Below are 18,895 nucleotides of genomic sequence, written 5' to 3' on the forward strand. Positions count from 1 at the left end.
GGCCAGCGCCAGCGCATCGGTCTGGCGCGGGCGCTTTACGGCGATCCCTTCCTGGTGGTGCTCGACGAGCCGAACTCCAACCTCGACGCCGAGGGCGAGGAGGCGCTGACCAGGGCGATCGCCAAGGTGCGCGAGCGCGGCGGCATCGTCGTCATCGTCGCCCATCGCCCGAGCGCGCTTTCCGCCGTCGACATGGTCGGGCTGGTGCAGAACGGCCGGCTTGCCGCCTTCGGGCCGAAGGACGAGATCATCCAGCCCACCGCCAAGCGCCCGCTGGTCGTCGGCAAGACGCCGCCGGCCGCCGACCGCGACCGGATCGCCAATGCCGCCGCCGAATAGCGGCTGGGCTCGAAGCGGCCTGGCCTGAACAAGGCCGGACCCAAAGAGGAATGGAGCAAGGATAGGAGAGCGTCATGGAGGAGAAACTGATCCTCGGACTGCCCGACGACGGCCAGGCGGCCGTTGCGCCTGCCAACCGGTTCCGGCTTGCCGCCGACAAGGGCGCCGACCGGCGGATCTACTCGCTGCCTTTGCTGTTCGGGGTGCTCGGCGCGGTGCTCGGCAGCGGCAAGGACAAGCCCGAGCCGGCGCATGAGCAGAAGGCGGCCGGCCCGGAGCCGGTGGAGCCGCCCGGTCCGGAGGCCACCAATCTGGCGGCGATCGACGATGTCGCCGCCTTCCTGCGCGACATGACCGATGAGCTGATGGCGAGCACCTCGGGCGTCATCGGCAAGCGCCATGTCGCCTCGGTGCGGCTGAGCTTCGAGGACCTGCCGCTGCCGCGCAATCCGAACCTTGCCGACACGGTGATGCGGGCCTTCAACGCCAACGACAATGATGGCCGCATCGGCATCAACGGCGAGAGCTTCCACTTCCCCAATCCTGGTCGGGCCCGCCACGGTGGCGGCGGCCATGGTGGAGGTCGTGGCCGCGGTCCCGGCGACACCAGCGGTCGCGACGGTGATGGCGCCGGTGATGGCAAGGGGCCGCTGCCGGGCGGCCCTGACCAGCATGGCGGCGATGGCGACGACGATGACGAGACCCGCGCCAACCGGCTGCCGGTGTCGCTCGGCCGCAACGTTCTGGCCAACGGCCTGGTCAACCTGTCGATGCTGATCTTCCTCGACGATCTCTTGGCCAAGACCTACGATCCGGACGGCGATGAGTTGAGCGTGCGCAACCTGACGGCCTCGAGCGGGGCGATCACCGCCTATGGCGACGGCGTCTGGCTCTATACGCCGGCGCGCGGGGTGAGCGGCCCGGTGACCTTCACCTACCAGGTGAGCGACGGCAAGGGCAGCATCGTCACGCAATCGAGCCTGTCGCTCCTGAAGGGCGGGCCGCACGAGATTGCCGGCACCGACGGCGATGACCGGCTGCTCGGCACGCCCGATAACGACATCATCTCGCTGAAGGATGGCGACGACTTCGTCCATGCCCGCGAGGGCCGTGACGTGGTGTTTGCCGGCGCCGGTGACGACACCGTCTTCGGCGGCGACGGCGATGACCTGATCCATGGCGAGGCCGGCAACGACCGTCTGTTCGGCGGGCTTGGCAACGACGTGCTGTTCGGCGGCGAGGGCAATGACGACCTGTTCGGCGACGACGGCAATGACAGCCTGATGGGCGAGGGGGGCCACGACCGGCTGTTCGGCGGCGCCGGCAACGACCACCTGATGGGGGATGACGGCGACGATCAGCTCTTCGGCGAGGCCGGCGACGACCTGCTGGAAGGCGGCGCCGGCAATGACGTGCTGACCGGTGGCCTCGGCAAGGACGTGGCGCTCGGCGGCGCGGGCGACGATAGCTTCCGGGTCGGGCTGCTCAGCGAGGACCTGCGCCAGGAAGCGGCGGCGTCCACGGGCACGTCAACCTCCACCTCCGACGGCAACGACACCTATGTCGGCGGCGAGGGCAGCGACACCTATGACGCCGGCGGCGCAACGGCCGCCGTCCATGTCGACCTTGCATCCGGCACCGCCACCGGTACCGACATCGGCAGCGACAGCCTTGATGGCATCGAGAACGTCATCGGCAGCGGCGATGACGACACGATTAGCGGCGACGGCTACGGCAACCATCTGCAGGGCGGGGCTGGCGACGATGAGCTTGCCGGCAAGGCCGGCGACGATCTGATCGAAGGCGGCGCGGGCGACGACGCACTGACGGGTGGCCTCGGCACGGACGTGGCGCTCGGCGAGGCCGGCGACGATACCTTCAAGGTCGGCCTGCTTGGCGAGGACCTGACGCAGCAGGCCGCGGGCACGCCTGTCAGCGACGGCAACGACACCTATGTCGGCGGCGAGGGCAGCGACACCTACGACGCCAGCGGCGCGACGGCAGCCGTCGATGTCGACCTTGCATCAGGCACCGCCACCGGCGCCGATATCGGCAGCGACAGCCTTGATGGCATCGAGAACGTCATCGGCAGCGCCCATGACGATACGATCTGCGGCGACGGCTACGACAACCAGCTGATCGGCGGGGCCGGCGACGATGTGGTCTCGGGCGGGGCTGGCGACGATGTCGTCATCGTGCTCGGCCCTCCCGCCGCCGACAGCAGCGACAGTGGACTGGATGCTGGCAGCCATGACGGCAACGACGCCTATGACGGCGGTGCGGGCTGCGACACGCTCGACCTGTCGGCGCTGGTCAAGATGGTGATCGCCGACATCGAGGCCGGCTATGCCGAGGGCGAGGAGATCGGCCGCGACACGATCCTTGGCTTCGAGACCATTCATGGCGGCTCCGGCGACGATCGGTTCTCCGGCGGCAGCGGCACCGACATCCTTTATGGCGGGGGTGGCGACGATCAGGTGGCCGGGCGCAGTGGCGACGACCACCTGGTCGGCGGCGACGGTGACGACCGGCTCGACGGCGGCAGCGGCGACGACGTCTTCATCGTGCTCGCCCGCAGCGGCAACGGCGGTGATGACGGCGACGACCGGATGGATGGCGGCAGCGGCAGCGACTGCTACGATGCCTCGGCCACCGTGCTCGGCGTCGTCATCGACCTCGAGCGCGGCGAGGCCTCGGGTGCGGAGATCGGCGACGACGAACTCCTCGACGTCGAGAATGCCAGCTGCGGCTCCGGCGACGACACGATCATCGCCTCGGCCAGGGTCAACGTGCTGATCGGCGGCGACGGCAACGATGTCTTCGTCTTCCAGTCGGTCGCAAGCCTTGCGAACGACGGCGCCGGCCATGACGAGATCCTCGACTTCGGCGTCGGCGACCGCATCGATCTCTCCGCCCTTGGCCAGTACGGCACGCTGACCTTCGCCGGCCTGCAGATCGACGGCGACACGCCGCAGATCGGCTCGATCACCGTCTTTTACGAGGCGCTCGGCGACGACACCCGCACCGTCGTGCGCACCATCGTCGACCTCGACCATGACGACGACCTGCAGATCCTGCTGCGCGGCCATCACGAGCTGACCGCTGAGGACTTCATCCTCGCCGCTATCGAGCCCGGCCAGGTCACGGTCGACAGCCAGTCGATGGGACAGGCGTGACGCCTCTCCCCCCCGGGGAGGTCGTCTGACCTCTCCCCCTGGGGAGGCCATCGGCCTCTCCCCCGGGGAGGCCGATGGCCTCCCCGACAATGCCAGAAAGACACCGACAGCAGACCACGACGACAGGACAACAAGGCCAGCAAGGCTCCAGGGGAACACCGCGATGATCACTACCACCAGCGACAAGACCGGCAGCGACAAGACCGGCAGCGACAAGGCCAAGGCCGCCGACAAGACCGGCACCGACAAGGCCAGGCAGAACGCCCGGCAGTTCGGCATCACCTCGCGCATCGTCGCCTCCTCGGCACTGGCCGGCGTGCTGGTCTTCGGCATCGGCGGCTGGGCCGCCCAGGCGAAGCTGTCGGGCGCCGTCATCACCCATGGCCAGGTGGTCGTCTCCGAGCAGGTCAAGACCATCCAGCATCGCGACGGCGGCATCATCGCCGCCATCCGCGTCGACAACGGCACCGTCGTCAAAAAGGGCGACGTCCTCATCGTCCTCGACGACACCCAGACCCGCGTCGAGCTGTCGATCGTCAGGGCGCAGCTGCAGCAGCTGACCGCCGCCCATGCCAGGCTGGTGGCCGAGCGCGACGAGGCGGAAACCGTCGGCTTTGCGGCGCTCGACCTGTCCGCCTCGGTGATATCAGGCGAGACCAGGCTGTTTGAGGCCAACCGCCGCATGGTCGCCAACCAGAAGGAGCAGCTGCGCCTGCAGATCGTCCAGCTCGACGAACAGGTGCGCGGCTTCAAGGCGCAGAGCCGCTCCAACGACAGCGAGGCCGAGATCGTCGAGCAGGAGCTCGCCAAGACCGAGAAGCTGCTCGCAAGCCAGCTGGTGCCGATCTCGCAGAAGCGCGACCTGTTGCGCCAGCGCGCCCGCATCGAGGGCAGCCGCGGCGAGCTGATCGCCAAGGTCGCCGAGGCCGAGGGCGAGATCAGCGAGCTCAACATGAAGCTGCTCTCCATCGACCAGACCACCCGCAAGGAGGCGCAGACCGAGATCGTCAACCTGCTCGCCAAGATTGCCGAGCTCAACGAGCGCGAGATCGCCGCCCGCGACCGCCTCACCCGCATGGAGGTGCGCGCCCCCGTCGACGGCTTCGTCTATGACCTGCAGGTCCACACCATCGGCGGCATCATCGCGCCTGGCGCCACTGTCATGTCGGTCGTCCCGAAAAGCGAGCACCTCAGCGTCGAGGTCCGCATTCCCCCCGTCGACATCGACCGCGTCTCACCCGGCCAGCCCGCCCGCATGCGCTTCACCGCCTTCAACCAGCGCACCACCCCGGAACTGCACGGCAAGGTCGACGTCGTCGCCGCCGCAACCACCCTCGACCGCGCCACCGGCCAGCCCTACTACCTCGCCTCCCTGTCGCTTAACGACCAGAACCTCCTCAAGGACAACAAGCTCATCCCCGGAATGCCCGTCGAAGTCTTCGTCCAGACCGCCGAACGAACCGCCCTCTCATACCTCCTCAAACCATTCACAGACCAAATGATGAAGGCATTCAGAGAGGAATAGGGGGACCCAGGAGAGCAGCAGCGTGCAGATGCCATCATGACGGTTGGATCGTGGAAGCCCCAAGTCGAACGGATCGATGACGCTTGCTATGCATTTGGTACTCCTGAGTGCCCCCTAAGAAAAAAGGGACGCTGTGAAGGGTAACAAAGTCGATCAAATGATTTCAATATGGTGCGAGCGACGGGGATCGAACCCGTATGACCGAAGTCGAGGGATTTTAAGTCCCTTGCGTCTACCAGTTTCGCCACGCTCGCGCAGGCTCCTCCTTCAACGACTGATGCGATTCAGTCAAGAGCGCCAAGGCCTGTCACGGTCGCGAAAGGTTTGCTGCCGACTTGGCGATGCGGATCTTGTTCAATAGGCAACCGATCGACACGCCCAGGGATGCGCCGAGAATCTTCATGGCGGCATCATGCAGACGCGCGTGGCGCGTCGGAGACAAATATTGCAGATATTCAATCGCCAAGGCGCCAGCGACCAGGAGAAAGGCGACCGCTATCCAGTGTCGCGGATAGGCCGTCGCGAACATGAAACCGACGAGCACGTAGGCCAACGCACGGTCGAGATTGACCGAGGTTACCGTGTGTGGCCGCAGCCCGATCGGCGACAGCGTGACGAAAATAATCGCGGCGAGAAGCAGCCAGGCGATCGGTCGTGCAAATTTACTTGAGATCATTGCTGCGATGTAGCCTCATCGCGGAGGAATTGGTAGCGCACAATTGCGTTATTGTATCGGCCGCAGTAGCGCTCGAAAGATGACCGACTGAGTAAACAATATGGGCCGGTATGGGCTTTTTCTCGCAGCCCGCTTATGCGATAGCGGCAACGGCAACAGGAACAGACGAATGACCGTGACCAGACAGGATGTCGAGAGCGCCGAGACGGCGATGCGCAGCCTCTTTCCAGCAACGCCGCTGCAGCTGAACGAACATCTGTCGGCGCGTTATGGCGCCGACATCTGGCTGAAGCGAGAAGATCTGTCGCCGGTGCGCTCCTACAAGATTCGCGGCGCGTTCAATTTCTTTCGCAAGGCGATCGCCGAAGGTGCCGGCGACAAGACCTTCGTCTGCGCCTCGGCCGGCAATCATGCGCAGGGCTTTGCCTTCGTTTGCCGGCATTTTGGTGTGCCCGGCGTTGTTTTCATGCCGGTGACGACACCGCAGCAGAAGATCGACAAGACCCGAATGTTCGGCGCGGAATTCATCACCATCAAGCTGACTGGCGATTTCTTCGATCAATGCTACCAGGCAGCGCGCGATCACGTCGAGGCGATCGCCGGCGTGATGGTGCCGCCTTTCGACCACACAGACATCATCGAGGGCCAGGCGACGGTTGCCGCAGAAATCCTCCAGCAACTTCCCGGGGGCGCGGTGCCTGACATCATTGTCATGCCGGTCGGCGGCGGTGGTCTCGCTGCAGGCATCACCGGCTATCTGGATGGCATTTTGCCGAAGTCCGGCTTCATCTTCACGGAGCCGGCAGGAGCACCGAGCCTGAAGCGAAGCATCGAGGCAGGGCGCTTGGTAACGCTCACCAAGGTTGACAATTTCGTCGACGGCGCGGCCGTGGCGCGGATCGGCGACCTGAACTTCGCGGCCCTGGAAGCTTTCCCGACCGAGCAGGTCATGCTGATGCCGGAAAACGCCATCTGCGTGACCATTGGAGAGATGCTCAATGTGGAGGGCGTCGTCCTCGAGCCGGCAGGCGCGTTGTCGTTGACCGCGATCGCGGCGATGGACCCGGAAGTCTTGAGAGGCAAAACGGTCATCGCCATTGTATCCGGCGGGAACTTCGATTTCGAGCGCCTTCCGGACGTGAAAGAGCGCGCCATGCGCTATGCCGGCTTGAAGAAGTATTTCATCCTGCGGATGCCGCAGCGTCCGGGTGCATTGCGCGACTTCCTGAACTTGCTTGGCCCGGACGACGATATCGCCCGGTTCGAATATCTGAAGAAGACGGCTCGCAATTTCGGTTCGGTGCTGATCGGCATCGAAACCAAGGCGCCCGAGAATTTCGCGCAGCTCATCGCAAACTTCGAAAAGGCTGCAATCGGCTTCGAGGACATCACCGAAAACGAGATCCTCGCAAACCTCATCATTTAGCTTTTCCGGCAGGGGCCGGCGTGGTAAGGCGAAACATGGCTTCGATCTTCTCCAGCATTTTCTCAATGTTTTCAGGCGGCGGTAAATCCGCTGAGGCCCCGGCAAGCGCTTCGTCCGAGCCGCAGCTCTATGGGGACTGCACGATATACGCCGAACCCCAGAAGGAAGGCGGCCAGTATCGCCTTGCGGGCCGGATCGAGAAGACCGTCGGCGGGGAAGTCCTCGTGCGCAACTTTATCCGCGCCGACATGTTTGGTTCGTCTGACGATGCGATCGAGTGCACGGTGCGCAAGGCACAGCAGATTATCGATCAGAATGGCCCATCGCTTTTCAACGATGGTGCAAAAGTTCGCCAGGTCTGATCCACTCAACCCCAGAAGCTGAGTATTCATGCGACGGTCACCGTCGGCACCGGCTGGGCGATAGCCGTCACCGACGGTGTGAGCTCAGACGGTATCACCCTGCGCGGAACATCTTGGCGCCCGAGGGTGCGCTGGTCGCGCCGCCGTCAACGACGATCTCGATTCCCGTTACATTCGACGAATCGCTTGAAGCGAAATAGAGCGCAGCCTTGGCAATTTCTTCCGCTTCGCTCATCCGCCCGAGAAGGCTCATGCCACCCAGTCGAGCTTCGAGCCCGGACATCGCGTCGGCCGTGGATGCCAGCGGTTGCCAAATCGGCGTCTTTGTGCCGCCTGGCGTCACCTGATTGACGCGGATGCCGCGTGGCGCGAGTTCTGACGCCATATTGCGGGTCATGGCGCGCACCGCACCCTTGGTGGCGGCATAGGCCGACCAGCCGGGTGCACCCAGCACTGCGTGCACCGATCCATTGAGAATGACAGAACCGCCGTCGTTGAGATGTGGCAGCGCCGACTGGATCGTGAAGAACACGGCGGTCAGGTTCGTGTTGATAATGGCATTGAATTGCTCGAGCGACGTGGCTCCAAGCGGTGTCGTGCCGGCAACACCGGCATTTGCAAACAGCACATCAAACTTGCCGGTCTTTTCAGCGGCTTCTGCAAATGCGCGTTCCGTTGCCGCGACGTCTGTGACGTCGACTTTTAACGTGAGCGCGTTGCCGCCGAGCGCTTTTTCGGCAGCGGCAAGAGTTTCGGCATTGCGGCCCGTAATCACCACCTTGGCCCCTTCTTCGAGGAAGACCTTGGCGGTCGCAAGACCGATGCCGCTGTTTCCGCCCGTGATGAGGGCGACCTTATTCTGCAGGCGCATTGCATGACTCCTCTTGGAAAAATCCGCGATCTGGATTACGATAAATATCCACAAGGATTATGATCGTAATCTTCGCAAGTCAACAGCTGTCGGAAGAGAATTTTCATGGGTCACTCACAACAGGACAAACGCAAGACGCATGAGAGGATCGTCGAGATTGCCTCGAAGCGTTTGCGCGAGAAGGGTCTGGAAGGCGTCGGGGTCGCGGACCTTATGAAAGAAGCGGGGCTGACAGTCGGCGGCTTCTACAAGCACTTTGCCTCGCGTGACGAACTAGTCGCGGAGGCTATGCAATCCGCATTTGGCTCATGGACCGAGAAGGTGCGGTCGGAGGGCCGGGCTCCGACAGATATTACCCTGGAGGAATATGCGGCGAGCTATCTGAGCCGCGAGCATCGGGACGATACGGCTGGAGGATGCCCGTTCGCCGCTCTCACCGCTGACATAGCGCGCGGCGGCGAGAGGTGTCGGTCACTGGCGACTGATCAGATGCAGACGAACTTGCGCAACATGCAGGCGCGCACGAACACGACGGACGAAGCGGAGGGTCGACGCAAGGCGATCATCGCGTCCTGCCTCATGACCGGCGCACTCGGCCTTGCACGAATCTCGAACGACGAGACCTTGGCCAGCGAGATACTCGATACCGTCAAGGCTTTCGTGGATGAGTTCAGCACAAAATGAAAACGGCCGGCTAGAACCGGCCGTTTCGATCGCAGTCTCGACCCTGATTAGGCGGCGAGGGCTATTTCCTCGGCGCGGGCCTTGGCGGCGCCAATTGCCTTCTCGGCAGCTTCCGGACCAAATGCGAGGCCTTCGACATAGATCGTCTCGATGTCGGCGATGCCGAGGAAGCCGAGAACCGACTTCAGGTACGGAACAGCATGGTTCATGCCGGCCGCCGGACCCTGCGAGTAGACACCGCCGGAGGCAAGGACGACGTAGACCTTCTTGCCGGTGGCAAGGCCAACCGGGCCGCTTTCGGTGTATTTGAAGGTCAGGCCGGCGCGGGCGACGTTGTCGATCCAGGTTTTCAGGGACGAGTAAATGTTGAAGTTGATGAGACCGGTGCCGATGACGATCGTGTCGGCCGCAAGCAGTTCGGCGACCAGTTCGTCCGACGTCTTCACAGCGGCAGCTTCGGCGGCGGTACGGTCATCGGCCGGCTTGCGGATGGCTGCGGTGAAGAGATCATCGATGTGCGGAAGCGGCTTGGAAGCAAGGTCGCGACGGACGACGACGCTGCCCGGCTGCTGAGCCTTGATTTTTTCGACAAGGTCAACTGCGATGGTGGTGGAAAGCGAGTCAACGCGCGGGCTGGAAGTCAGGAGCAGAATAGACGACATGATTGAATTTCCTCTCGAATTGGGGTCTGCGGCTCGTCTAGGGAGCGTCGAGCCGCTGCTTCGAGACAGAAAATAGGAGTGGCCGACTATCGAAAAAACTGTGATAATGTCGATCGAAATCATCGATAGATTGGATGGAAGATGCTTCCAAACCCCACGCTGGACCAGTTGCAAGTGTTCCTCACCGTTGCGGAAACGGGCAGCTTTTCGGCCGCTTCGCGCACGCTTAACCGCGCGCAGTCGGTCATCAGCTACACCATTGCCAACCTCGAGGCGCAACTGGAGGTGCCGCTTTTTGAGCGCTCCGGTGCGAGGCAACCGAAACTGACGGAGGCGGGCAAGGCGCTTCTCGAAGATGCGCGGCGCCTCGTTGCCGACCTGGAAGTGATGCGCGCCCGTGTGAAAGGGCTGAAGGAAGGGCTGGAGGCCGAGGTTTCAGTGGCCATCAGCGTCATGGTGCCGTCGCAGGCTGTGGTCGAAGTCCTGCGCGAGTTCCGCAACGAGTTTCCGTCCGTGGCGCTCAATCTGGCGGTCGGTGAACTGGGCGTCGTGATGGATCTGGTCTCGAACGGCAAGGCGACGGTCGGGATAGGCGGGGCGATCCTCCAGCAGCATGACTTGCTTGTGACCGAGCGCATCGGTCATTCCTTCATGATGCCTGTGGCATCGAGCACTCATCCCCTGGCGCGGATCGGTCGGCCGCTGACGCTCGCCGATGTTCGCGAAGAGACCCAGCTTGTCGTGACAGACGCGTCGGGACTCACGAAGGGCCGCGATTTCAATGTGCTCTCGTACAAGACGTGGCGCGTCAGCGATATCGCGACGAAGCACTCGCTCATCCGGGGCGGTCTCGGCTGGGGTGGTTTGCCGGCTTCGCTCATTCGCGATGAACTGAGAAGCGGAGCGTTGGTTCACCTTGATCTGCAAGCTTATGAGCAGGGTGAGTATCCAATCTACGCGATGCGGCGAATCTCGACGCCACCCGGACCGGCGGCGACCTGGATGATTGACGCGTTTCGGTCCAGGCTCTCGCAATGCCCCAGCCAAGCCGACTTCACCGCCGAGATCGCGGAATATACGGCGCGCGACCTCTCTGTTGCCGCGGAGTAGGCGAGGCGTGAGCGCCTCGCCACCGATCACAGTCTCTAGAGGATCAGCCGGAACTTGGCGAAGCCGTCGGTGCCTTCGCCGGCATCCTCGATCTTCACACTCTTGACGTCCGCGAGGTATTGCTTGGCCTTTGGACCACTCTGGAAGACTGCCGTCGTCCCCGGGAGCGGTTTGAAGGTCCAGTTGCCGTCGGCTGACGGATTGATCGTACCCTTTTCGTGCACGAAACGGACGATGACGTCGCGGTTTGTGTCCGGCGCTTGGAAGACGACTTTGTCGGCGGCGATTTCCGGAAACTTGCCGCCACCGCCGGCGCGGTAGTTGTTAGTGACGACGACGAATTTCTGGGTGAGATCAATGGGCTTGCCACCGAACTGGAGATTCTGGATTCGGTTCGTATCGGCGTTGATCAGCTTGCCATCATCATCGAACCTGCGCGGCTGCGACAGGTCGATCTGGTAGGTGACGCCATCGATCACATCGAAATTGTAGGATGGGAAGGCGTTATTCAGCAGCTCGGCGTCCTGGGATCCCGGCTTTACCTCGTTGAACATGGCGGCCGACATTTCGAGCCAGTTCTTCACCTGCTCGCCGGTAATGACGACCGCCTGAACCGTGTTGGGGTAAAGATAGAGGTCAGCGACGTTCTTGATCGCGATATCGCCGGCAGGTACGTCGGTATAGTAGTCCGCGCCGCCGCGACCGCCGGCCTTGAATGGCGCCGCCGCTGACAATACCGGCAGGTACTTGTACTCCGTGTCAGCAAGCATCTGCTTGATGTACCAGGTCTGTGCCTGGCTCACGATCTGGACGGAAGGGTCGTCGGCGACAAGGGCGAAATAGGAATAGAGCGGCGCCGAAGTTTTGCCTACCGGTGTGCGGACATAGGCGAGGGTGGCTTCGTGCTCAGCCTTCGCGGCCTCGATGACGTCCGTCTTGTCGGCCACGTCGGCGAGGACTTTCTTTTTGTCGTCGCGATGGTAGATCGGCCGTGCTTCCGAGGTGAAGTCGACGATCCGCCAGCCCTTGCCATCCTTTTCCAGCAAGAGATCGATAAGGCCAAGATGCGACCCCCAGAAACCGGCCATGACGGCGGGCTTGTCGTGCAACGTGCCCTTCACAGGATCCGCGTCCTGAATGCCGTTCCAGGTTTTCGGGCCGGGGAAAACCAGGTGCTGATGCCCCGTGAAGATTGCGTCGATCCCATCGACCGCAGCGAGGTGCAGCGATGCATTTTCCATCTTCTCCGACGGCGCTGCACCGTCGATCCCGGAATGCGAAAGCGCGATCACGATGTCGGCGCCTTCCTGCTTCATGACCGGTACCCAGGCTTTGGCTGCCTCGACGATGTCGCGCGTCTGCGCCCTGCCTTCGAGGTTCTTGATATCCCACAGCATGATCTGCGGCGGCACGAAGCCGATGAAGCCGATCTTGATGGGATTCTCGTTGCCCGCGCCGTCCTTGATCGCCTTCTCGATGACGAGATAGGGCTTGAAAAACAGCTCGTCCTTGGTCGGATCGGAGGCAAGCTGGCCTTTGGTCAGGTTTGCGCAAACGAACGGAAAATTGGCCCCGTTCAGCACCTTGAACATGAAATCTAGGCCGTAGTTGAATTCATGGTTGCCGAGCGTGCCGACGGTATAGCCGAGGGTGTTCATTGCCTTGATGACGGGATGGACGTCGCCGTCCTTCATGCCGCGTTGATAAGCCATGTAGTCGCCCATCGGGTTGCCCTGCAGGACGTCACCATTGTCGATCAGCAATGAGTTGGCAGCTTCCGCCCGGATGCTGTCGATGATCGTCGCAGTGCGCGCCAAGCCCATCGTGTCGTTCGGCTTGTCGGCATAATAGTCGTAGGGAAAGACATTGACGTGAATGTCGGTTGTTTCCATCAGGCGAAGATGCGCCTGATTGGCGGCTGCACGGACGCTGAAGGGGTGGAGCAAGATGAGTGCTGACGTGGCAGCAAGACCGCCAAGCAACGAGCGGCGGGTCATTGGCGGCAGATCCAGAATGGATGACATGAAAACTCCTTCGAAAATCACGCGACGCCCGGCCCGCAGGCGAGACTAGGGTGATTTGCGAAGGAGTAAACCCTGAAAATGACAGGGCAATTATCGCCTCAGGACAGGTTTCACTTCCTTGTGGAAGAAGCGGAAATAGGACGCCACCTGCGCGCGGGCATTCGAGTTCGGATCGAACTGAATTCCAAGGCGGCCGTTGTGGCTCCAGCGGATAATGCCGTGCAGCGTTCCAAGATCATCGGCAACGATCTGTATGCGGCTGCCGGAAGCGGCATGAATGGGCGAGCGGATTTCGACGGCCATGCCACTGGTCGACATATCCAGGATGCGCGCATCCACTTCCCTCGTGAGATAGCGCACCTTGCCGAATATGCGGCAAGACTTCCGCTCGGCCTTGCGAGTTATAATATTCAGATTGTTCTGCATGCTACGCTCCACAAGAAACATACAGGTGAATTCTACGGAGCGACCATTGAGAATACTTTAACAGCTCGATCTAAAGCTGCGAGGTCTGTGGTTGCGAGCGTGACCGGCGTGCAACAACATGTTCCCGCCATACGGTGAAAATGCCCGCCGCAACGACTATGAAAGAGCCAATGATCATGGTGAGGCTCAGCTTCTCGTTGTAGATCACGACGCCGATGATCGACGCATAGACAAGCTGCAGATATGTCAGCGGTTGCACCGCGGCAGCATCGAGCATGTCATAGGCGCGGATCAGGAAGTAGTGGCTCGAGATGCTTGTCATGCAGACAAGCGCCATCCACCCCCAATCCCAGCTTGACATCCAGGTCCAATAGAACGGGCCGACCAGCGTCATCGCGACGCCGCCGACGACACCCGTATAGAAGAAGCTGGTCATCGCCGAGTCGTCCCGACTGACGAGGCGTGTGGCTATGACATAGAAGGCGAACAGGAAGCAGGAGAAGACGGCAAGCAGGAGCTTGACATCGAAGAATTCGCCTTCCGGCTTCAGGATAAGCAGCACGCCGGCCAAGCCTGCGGCGATTGCCGTCCAGCGGCGCCAGCCGACGCGCTCGCCAAGAATGGGCATCGAGAGCAGAGCGATCAGAATTGGAGTGGCCGAGAAGATCGCCTGCGAATGCGCTAGGCCGATCAAGGCAAAGCAGTTGATGACGACGACGACCTGAGCGGCCAGCAGAATGCCTCTGATCACCTGTAGGAGTGGTCTCTTCGTCTTGGCCGTCTCCTTCAGGCCACCCCTCATCTTTGCGGCGAGCGCAATCGTGAAGGCGGCAAATGCCCAATAGCGGATCATGGTGACGAAAACAGGCGGGTAGGCGGATGCGAGATGCTTCGAGATGCCGTCCTGCAACGAGAAAATGGTGATCGCCAGCAGGACGAACATATAGCCTTGGGTCTTGGATTTCATGCTTGCGTCTTACTGCGGGGGGATCAGGCAGGGCGTAGCGAAGCAGCAGCTTCGATGCCGCGGACTGTCTGCCGATTTTGGCTTCCTGTCAAAGCCCGACATTTGGCCTATCGATAACTTCCCGCAAGGCAAAGCTCGAGTTGATCTTCACGACGTGCGGAAGCGCCGACAGCCAGTCGCGATGAATACGCTCGTAGTCCTCGAGGTCACGGGCGGCGACACGGAGAATGTAGTCGTATTCGCCCGACATCAGGTAACAGACCAAGACGTTCGGACAGCGCTTCACCGCTGCCTCGAATTCGGAGAGCGTCTTTGCAAACTGGCCGGACAGAGAAATATGCACGATCGCTATCATCTTGTAGTCGAGTGCCTTGGGCGACACGTGCGCGTGATAGCCGCTGATGACACTGCTCTTCTCCAGGATATCAAGCCGGCGGGAACAGGCCGATGCCGATAATCCAACCTTGGCAGCAAGGTCGGCATTGGTCATGCGGGCATTGGATTGAAGAGCCTTCAGAATCGCAAGATCAATGGCGTCGAGTTCGGACATTCGAAGAACTTTCGATTATTTGCGCGAATTCGCAATATTCTTCGAAAATCAGCATCAACGCAAACCTTCTTTGCAAGGACATTTCACGTCTGCGGTGGTTGGATTTGCCCGTCAAAAACACTCCGCCAAGCGGACATAACGTGAGAGGAACGCTTATGCGTGTCGGTTGCCCGAAGGAAATCAAGAACCATGAATATCGTGTCGGCCTGACACCTGCATCTGTTCGTGAATATGTCGCCCACGGCCACGAGGTCTGGGTTGAAACCAAGGCAGGCGCCGGCATTGGCGCCGATGATGCCGCCTACATGGCCGCTGGCGCAAAGATTGCAGCCTCCGCCAAAGACATCTTCGAGAAGTGCGACATGATCGTAAAGGTCAAGGAACCGCAGCCCTCCGAGTGGGCGCAGCTTCGCGATGGCCAGATTCTCTATACCTATCTTCACCTCGCGCCTGATCCGGAACAAACCAAGGGCCTCCTTGCCTCCGGCGTTACCGCCGTTGCCTACGAGACCGTGACGGACGATCGTGGCGGTCTGCCGCTCCTGGCTCCGATGTCCGAAGTCGCCGGACGGCTTTCGATCCAGGCGGGTGCGACAGCACTGCAGAAGGCTAATGGCGGCCTTGGGATCCTCCTTGGTGGTGTTCCCGGTGTTTTGCCGGCAAAGGTTACGGTCATCGGCGGCGGCGTCGTCGGTCTGCATGCTGCCAGAATGGCCGCCGGGCTCGGTGCGGATGTCAGCATCCTCGACAAGTCCTTGCCGCGACTGCGCCAGCTGGACGATATCTTCGGCGGTCGTGTTCACACCCGCTATTCCAGCATTCAGGCCCTGGAGGAAGAAGTGTTCTCTGCAGACCTCGTCATCGGGGCCGTGCTCATCCCGGGAGCCGCGGCACCGAAGCTTGTAACGCGTGAAATGCTGTCTGCCATGAAGAGAGGATCCGTCATCGTCGACGTCGCTATCGACCAGGGTGGCTGCTTCGAGACCTCGCATGCAACGACCCATTCGGAGCCGACCTACGTGGTTGACGACGTCGTGCACTATTGTGTTGCCAACATGCCGGGCGCCGTGCCGGTCACTTCGGCGCATGCCCTGAACAACGCGACGCTCGTTTACGGTCTGGCACTGGCTGACCGCGAACTGCGCGCGATTGCGGAAGATCGCCACCTGCGCAATGGTCTCAACATCCATAAAGGCCGCGTCACAAATAAGCCGGTGGCCGAGGCACTGGGCTATGAAGCCTACGCACCGGAAAGCGTATTGAACGTGGCGTAAGCTGCATCACGTTAGGTGAGGTAGGGGCCGATCGCATTTTCCTGCGACCGGCCCTTTCTTGTCACCTGTCGACGCGGCATTGATAGCAGTTGTTACGGGCCGAGCGCACATGTACGTAAGCGATCTCCGGCCGCTCAAGAAGTTTTGCGGCATAAGAGCGGATATCTGGCGTCAGAGTCACTGCCCCGGTGCCGTAGACGATGCGATTTTCGGCATTGTAGCCGCGCACAATGAAATCCGGGCTGGTAAGTACCGGCGGTAGCACCTCTTCGGCGGCATAGCGCTCGCAGCGCTCCTTATGGAGAAAAATAGGGCCGGTTTCCGCATAGGGTTGAAGCTCGGGAAACGGCCTGTAGGCAAAGACCAACAGCTCCTCGCCAGCGTCTATATTCTTCAGGCAATGACGGCAGGGATGGCCTGGACCGTCGGAGACCATCGTCTCGGGTAAGAAGCCGTAGGCATCAGTACCACCGTTCCAAAGGTTTTGCGCGTCGGCGGTGGGCATGGCGGAAAAGTGGATGTCGGTCATGGCAGATCTCCTTGCTGATCGCCATGAGATGCGCCTTTGCCGTCATACAAGCCACCCGATTCCTGCGAAACGCCGTCAGTCGGGCACTGTCGGCCTGGTCATCAGCCTTCTTTACCCAGCGCCAGCAATTCCTTGTCGCTGAGCGGTCGGACGATGCCCAAACCGGTCGAGACCGGAGAAAAACCGAACATCTGGTAGAGCTGGAGGGCCCGCGGATGATCGAGATTGTTGGTGGTCGTCGTCACCCGCTTCGGGTTGACCGTCCAGATCGCGTATAGGGCCTGCAGCAAGAACCACTTTCCGATTCCGAGGCCGAGGGCGTGCTCGATCAGTCCGAAATGGCTGAGCTCGATGGTGTCCTCATCCTCGACGAAATATTCATAGAAACCCGCGGGCGCCCCGTTGACGTAGAGCACGCTGATGTTGTTGCGTTTGTCGTGCAGCGTCTTGGCCAGATTCTCGTCCGTCATCCGCAATCGATCCACCCACTGCCATCGGGCGCCGACCTGGCGATACAGATAGCGGTAGAAGGGTAGCGGAATATCAGGGGTTCGCATGATCGCTGTCTGAATGTTGATCGGCATCGGCAAGCTTGCCTTCGGCGGTGCCGTCATTTCCAGGCGCGTGATATGGGTTTTTAGCGAAGAGGGGGCCTTGACCATCGTGTCAGGCTTTGATCGGTTCTGGCGGGCCAGTGACGACAGGTGTGTCGTCGCGCCCACCCCATTCGCTCCATGAGCCGTCGTAAAGCTTGTTGTCGCTGTGGCCGAGCGATTCGAGTGCGAGCGTAATGATCGCCGCGGTGATGCCGGAGCCGCAGGAGGTGACGACCGGCTTCGAAAGGTCTATGCCCGCGTCCTCGATTGTCTGCTTGAGTTCCGGCAACGACTTGAAACGGCCTTGGTTGGCGAAAACGCCCGACGGCAGGTTGCGTGCGCCGGGCATATGACCCGAACGCATGCCAGCGCGCGGCTCCGGCTCGATCGCGGCGAACCGGCCGGCGCTTCTGGCATCGGCTATCTGCAGGGCACCGCTCGCAACGATGTCTCGCATTGTGTCCAGAGTGACGACTCTTGAGGCATCATAGGCCGGCTTGAAAATCTTCGGCTTGTATTGCGGCGCATTTGTCTCAAGCGGACGGCCTTCCGATTTCCATCCATCCAGGCCGCCATCGAGTAGGTACACATTTCGCGCGCCCATGACGCGAAACAGCCACCAGACCCGCGGTGATGCGAACATCCCAATCCCGTCATAGACCACGATACGGTCATTTTCGCCGATTCCGAGTTTTCCAACCTCTGCCGCGAAAAGCTCCGGCGACGGAATGGTATGCGGCAGAGGCACGGAGTGATCCGCGATCTTGTCCTGATCGAAGCGAATGGCGCCCGGTATATGGCCGGCGGCGTATTCAGCGTCAGCATCGCGCTTCTGTGCCGGCAGATAGAAGGACGCGTCGAGCACCCGCAAGTCCGGCTTACCCAGTTCCGCCTGCAACCAATCGGCCGAAACGACGAAACGGCTCTTTTCTTCGCTCATTCTGCTCTCCCTAACTCAGGCTTCGTCGCCGGGAGCGCCGAAGCGAATGCGGAAGCGCCGGTTTTCCTTGCCCTTCTTCTCGATCTTGGCAATGTGAATCTGGCCGACTTCCTGCGTTTCGGACACATGTGTGCCGCCGCAGGGCTGACTGTCAATCGCAGAGTTTTCGCCGATGCAGACAAGGCTGACCCGACCGAGGCCGATCGGCGGGCGAACATTCTTGGATTTGACGATGCCGGGATTGGCCACAAGTTCTTCGTCGGTGATCCACTGCAGGTAAACCGGATGGTTCTGTCGCACCAGCTCCATCAGTTTTTCCGTTACGCCGTCCTTGTCGATCGTCTCGGTCATGTCGAAGTCGACGCGGCTCTCATCTTCGCCAACAGCCGCGCCGGTGATCGGGTATGAACAGACGACCGAAAGCAGGTGGCAGGCAGTGTGCATCCGCATCAGCTTGTAACGGCGCGGCCAGTCGACATGCAGCACTAGCTTCTCGCCGAGACCCGGCTGCGTCTCACCCTCAAGCGGCACGTGGATGACGATATCCTTGGTGGCCCCGTGCCTCGTCTGTCCTAGGGCGATTTTGCTGCCGTCGGCCCGCTCGAGAAAACCGGTGTCGCCGGGCTGGCCCCCTGAAGTGGCATAGAAGCAGGTTTGATCCAGCTCAATGCCCCCGTCTTCGTGAACGGCGGTTACTACCGCCTCGCATGTCGAAAGATAGAAATCGTCACGATAGAGGGCATTGACGGGCATGGGAT

General features: G+C 61.4%; 18 protein-coding genes, 1 tRNA gene and 1 pseudogene. 8 read left to right on the top strand and 12 right to left on the bottom strand.

Annotated elements, in window-relative coordinates:
* The 3 genes and pseudogenes from RGCCGE502_RS08210 to RGCCGE502_RS08220 all read left to right on the top strand — a co-directional run.
* Positions 1-339 (top strand): annotated as a pseudogene (locus RGCCGE502_RS08210) (type I secretion system permease/ATPase); the annotation flags it as partial.
* A 74-nt stretch (positions 340-413) separates the two neighbouring features.
* Complete coding sequence (locus RGCCGE502_RS08215; protein WP_016553691.1) at positions 414-3,515, top strand: cadherin-like domain-containing protein; 3,102 nt, start codon at positions 414-416, stop codon at positions 3,513-3,515.
* Positions 3,516-3,678: 163 nt separating this feature from the next.
* Entirely contained in the window at positions 3,679-5,040 is a 1,362-nt protein-coding gene (locus RGCCGE502_RS08220; protein ID WP_016553692.1) for an HlyD family type I secretion periplasmic adaptor subunit, read from the top strand.
* A 169-nt stretch (positions 5,041-5,209) separates the two neighbouring features.
* Here RGCCGE502_RS08220 and RGCCGE502_RS08225 read toward each other — a convergent pair.
* A tRNA-Leu gene (locus RGCCGE502_RS08225) sits at positions 5,210-5,294 on the bottom strand.
* A 53-nt stretch (positions 5,295-5,347) separates the two neighbouring features.
* Positions 5,348-5,716, bottom strand: a complete 369-nt coding sequence (locus RGCCGE502_RS08230; protein WP_016553693.1) for a VanZ family protein — start codon at positions 5,714-5,716, stop codon at positions 5,348-5,350.
* A 175-nt stretch (positions 5,717-5,891) separates the two neighbouring features.
* Between RGCCGE502_RS08230 and ilvA the strand changes: the two genes are divergently transcribed.
* Both ilvA and RGCCGE502_RS08240 read left to right on the top strand, forming a co-directional pair.
* Positions 5,892-7,142, top strand: coding sequence for a threonine ammonia-lyase (ilvA, locus tag RGCCGE502_RS08235; protein WP_040674307.1), 1,251 nt, complete (start codon positions 5,892-5,894; stop codon positions 7,140-7,142).
* Positions 7,143-7,177: 35 nt separating this feature from the next.
* Positions 7,178-7,504, top strand: a complete 327-nt coding sequence (locus RGCCGE502_RS08240; protein WP_016553695.1) for an HlyU family transcriptional regulator — start codon at positions 7,178-7,180, stop codon at positions 7,502-7,504.
* A 94-nt stretch (positions 7,505-7,598) separates the two neighbouring features.
* On the opposite strand, the gene RGCCGE502_RS08245 is transcribed toward RGCCGE502_RS08240, so the two are convergent.
* The gene (locus RGCCGE502_RS08245; protein WP_016553696.1) at positions 7,599-8,375 is read right to left on the bottom strand and encodes an SDR family NAD(P)-dependent oxidoreductase; all 777 of its coding nucleotides are present in this window, start codon (positions 8,373-8,375) and stop codon (positions 7,599-7,601) included.
* Between the two features lie 105 nt (positions 8,376-8,480).
* On the opposite strand from RGCCGE502_RS08245, the gene RGCCGE502_RS08250 reads away from it, so the two are divergent.
* On the top strand, positions 8,481-9,059 hold the full coding sequence (locus tag RGCCGE502_RS08250) for a TetR/AcrR family transcriptional regulator (RefSeq protein WP_016553697.1): 579 nt from the start codon (positions 8,481-8,483) through the stop codon (positions 9,057-9,059).
* 47 nt (positions 9,060-9,106) lie between these two features.
* Here RGCCGE502_RS08250 and RGCCGE502_RS08255 read toward each other — a convergent pair whose 3' ends face one another.
* A complete protein-coding gene (locus tag RGCCGE502_RS08255) occupies positions 9,107-9,721 on the bottom strand; it encodes an FMN-dependent NADH-azoreductase (RefSeq protein ID WP_016553698.1) in 615 nt (204 codons plus the stop codon).
* Positions 9,722-9,862: 141 nt separating this feature from the next.
* On the opposite strand from RGCCGE502_RS08255, the gene RGCCGE502_RS08260 reads away from it, so the two are divergent.
* Positions 9,863-10,831 carry a LysR family transcriptional regulator gene (locus RGCCGE502_RS08260; RefSeq protein ID WP_016553699.1) on the top strand — a complete coding sequence of 323 codons (969 nt, stop codon included), beginning with the start codon at positions 9,863-9,865 and terminating at the stop codon, positions 10,829-10,831.
* A 35-nt stretch (positions 10,832-10,866) separates the two neighbouring features.
* Here the strand turns inward: RGCCGE502_RS08260 and RGCCGE502_RS08265 are convergent, their stop codons facing one another.
* The 4 genes from RGCCGE502_RS08265 to RGCCGE502_RS08280 form a co-directional block, all read right to left on the bottom strand.
* Entirely contained in the window at positions 10,867-12,855 is a 1,989-nt protein-coding gene (locus tag RGCCGE502_RS08265; RefSeq protein ID WP_016553700.1) for a bifunctional 2',3'-cyclic-nucleotide 2'-phosphodiesterase/3'-nucleotidase, read from the bottom strand.
* A gap of 90 nt (positions 12,856-12,945) precedes the next feature.
* Entirely contained in the window at positions 12,946-13,281 is a 336-nt protein-coding gene (locus tag RGCCGE502_RS08270) for a PilZ domain-containing protein (protein WP_016553701.1), read from the bottom strand.
* 70 nt (positions 13,282-13,351) lie between these two features.
* Positions 13,352-14,248 carry a DMT family transporter gene (locus tag RGCCGE502_RS08275; RefSeq protein WP_016553702.1) on the bottom strand — a complete coding sequence of 299 codons (897 nt, stop codon included), beginning with the start codon at positions 14,246-14,248 and terminating at the stop codon, positions 13,352-13,354.
* Between the two features lie 88 nt (positions 14,249-14,336).
* Positions 14,337-14,798 carry an Lrp/AsnC family transcriptional regulator gene (locus tag RGCCGE502_RS08280; RefSeq protein ID WP_016553703.1) on the bottom strand — a complete coding sequence of 154 codons (462 nt, stop codon included), beginning with the start codon at positions 14,796-14,798 and terminating at the stop codon, positions 14,337-14,339.
* 155 nt (positions 14,799-14,953) lie between these two features.
* Here RGCCGE502_RS08280 and ald point away from each other — a divergent pair, with 155 nt between their 5' ends.
* Positions 14,954-16,072: an alanine dehydrogenase gene (gene ald / locus RGCCGE502_RS08285; protein WP_016553704.1), complete on the top strand. Its 1,119-nt coding sequence runs from the start codon at positions 14,954-14,956 to the stop codon at positions 16,070-16,072.
* A 61-nt stretch (positions 16,073-16,133) separates the two neighbouring features.
* Here the strand turns inward: ald and RGCCGE502_RS08290 are convergent, their stop codons facing one another.
* The 4 genes from RGCCGE502_RS08290 to RGCCGE502_RS08305 form a co-directional block, all read right to left on the bottom strand.
* Positions 16,134-16,601 carry a DUF1203 domain-containing protein gene (locus RGCCGE502_RS08290; RefSeq protein ID WP_016553705.1) on the bottom strand — a complete coding sequence of 156 codons (468 nt, stop codon included), beginning with the start codon at positions 16,599-16,601 and terminating at the stop codon, positions 16,134-16,136.
* A gap of 101 nt (positions 16,602-16,702) precedes the next feature.
* Positions 16,703-17,263 carry a GNAT family N-acetyltransferase gene (locus tag RGCCGE502_RS08295; RefSeq protein ID WP_016553706.1) on the bottom strand — a complete coding sequence of 187 codons (561 nt, stop codon included), beginning with the start codon at positions 17,261-17,263 and terminating at the stop codon, positions 16,703-16,705.
* 4 nt (positions 17,264-17,267) lie between these two features.
* On the bottom strand, positions 17,268-18,137 hold the full coding sequence (gene sseA, locus RGCCGE502_RS08300) for a 3-mercaptopyruvate sulfurtransferase (protein WP_016553707.1): 870 nt from the start codon (positions 18,135-18,137) through the stop codon (positions 17,268-17,270).
* 15 nt (positions 18,138-18,152) lie between these two features.
* Positions 18,153-18,890, bottom strand: coding sequence for an alanyl-tRNA editing protein (locus RGCCGE502_RS08305; protein WP_016553708.1), 738 nt, complete (start codon positions 18,888-18,890; stop codon positions 18,153-18,155).
* Between the last annotated feature and the right edge of the window lie 5 nt (positions 18,891-18,895).

The sequence above is a fragment of the Rhizobium grahamii CCGE 502 genome (genome assembly GCF_000298315.2).
In the GTDB taxonomy this organism is placed as follows: Bacteria; Pseudomonadota; Alphaproteobacteria; order Rhizobiales; family Rhizobiaceae; genus Rhizobium; species Rhizobium grahamii.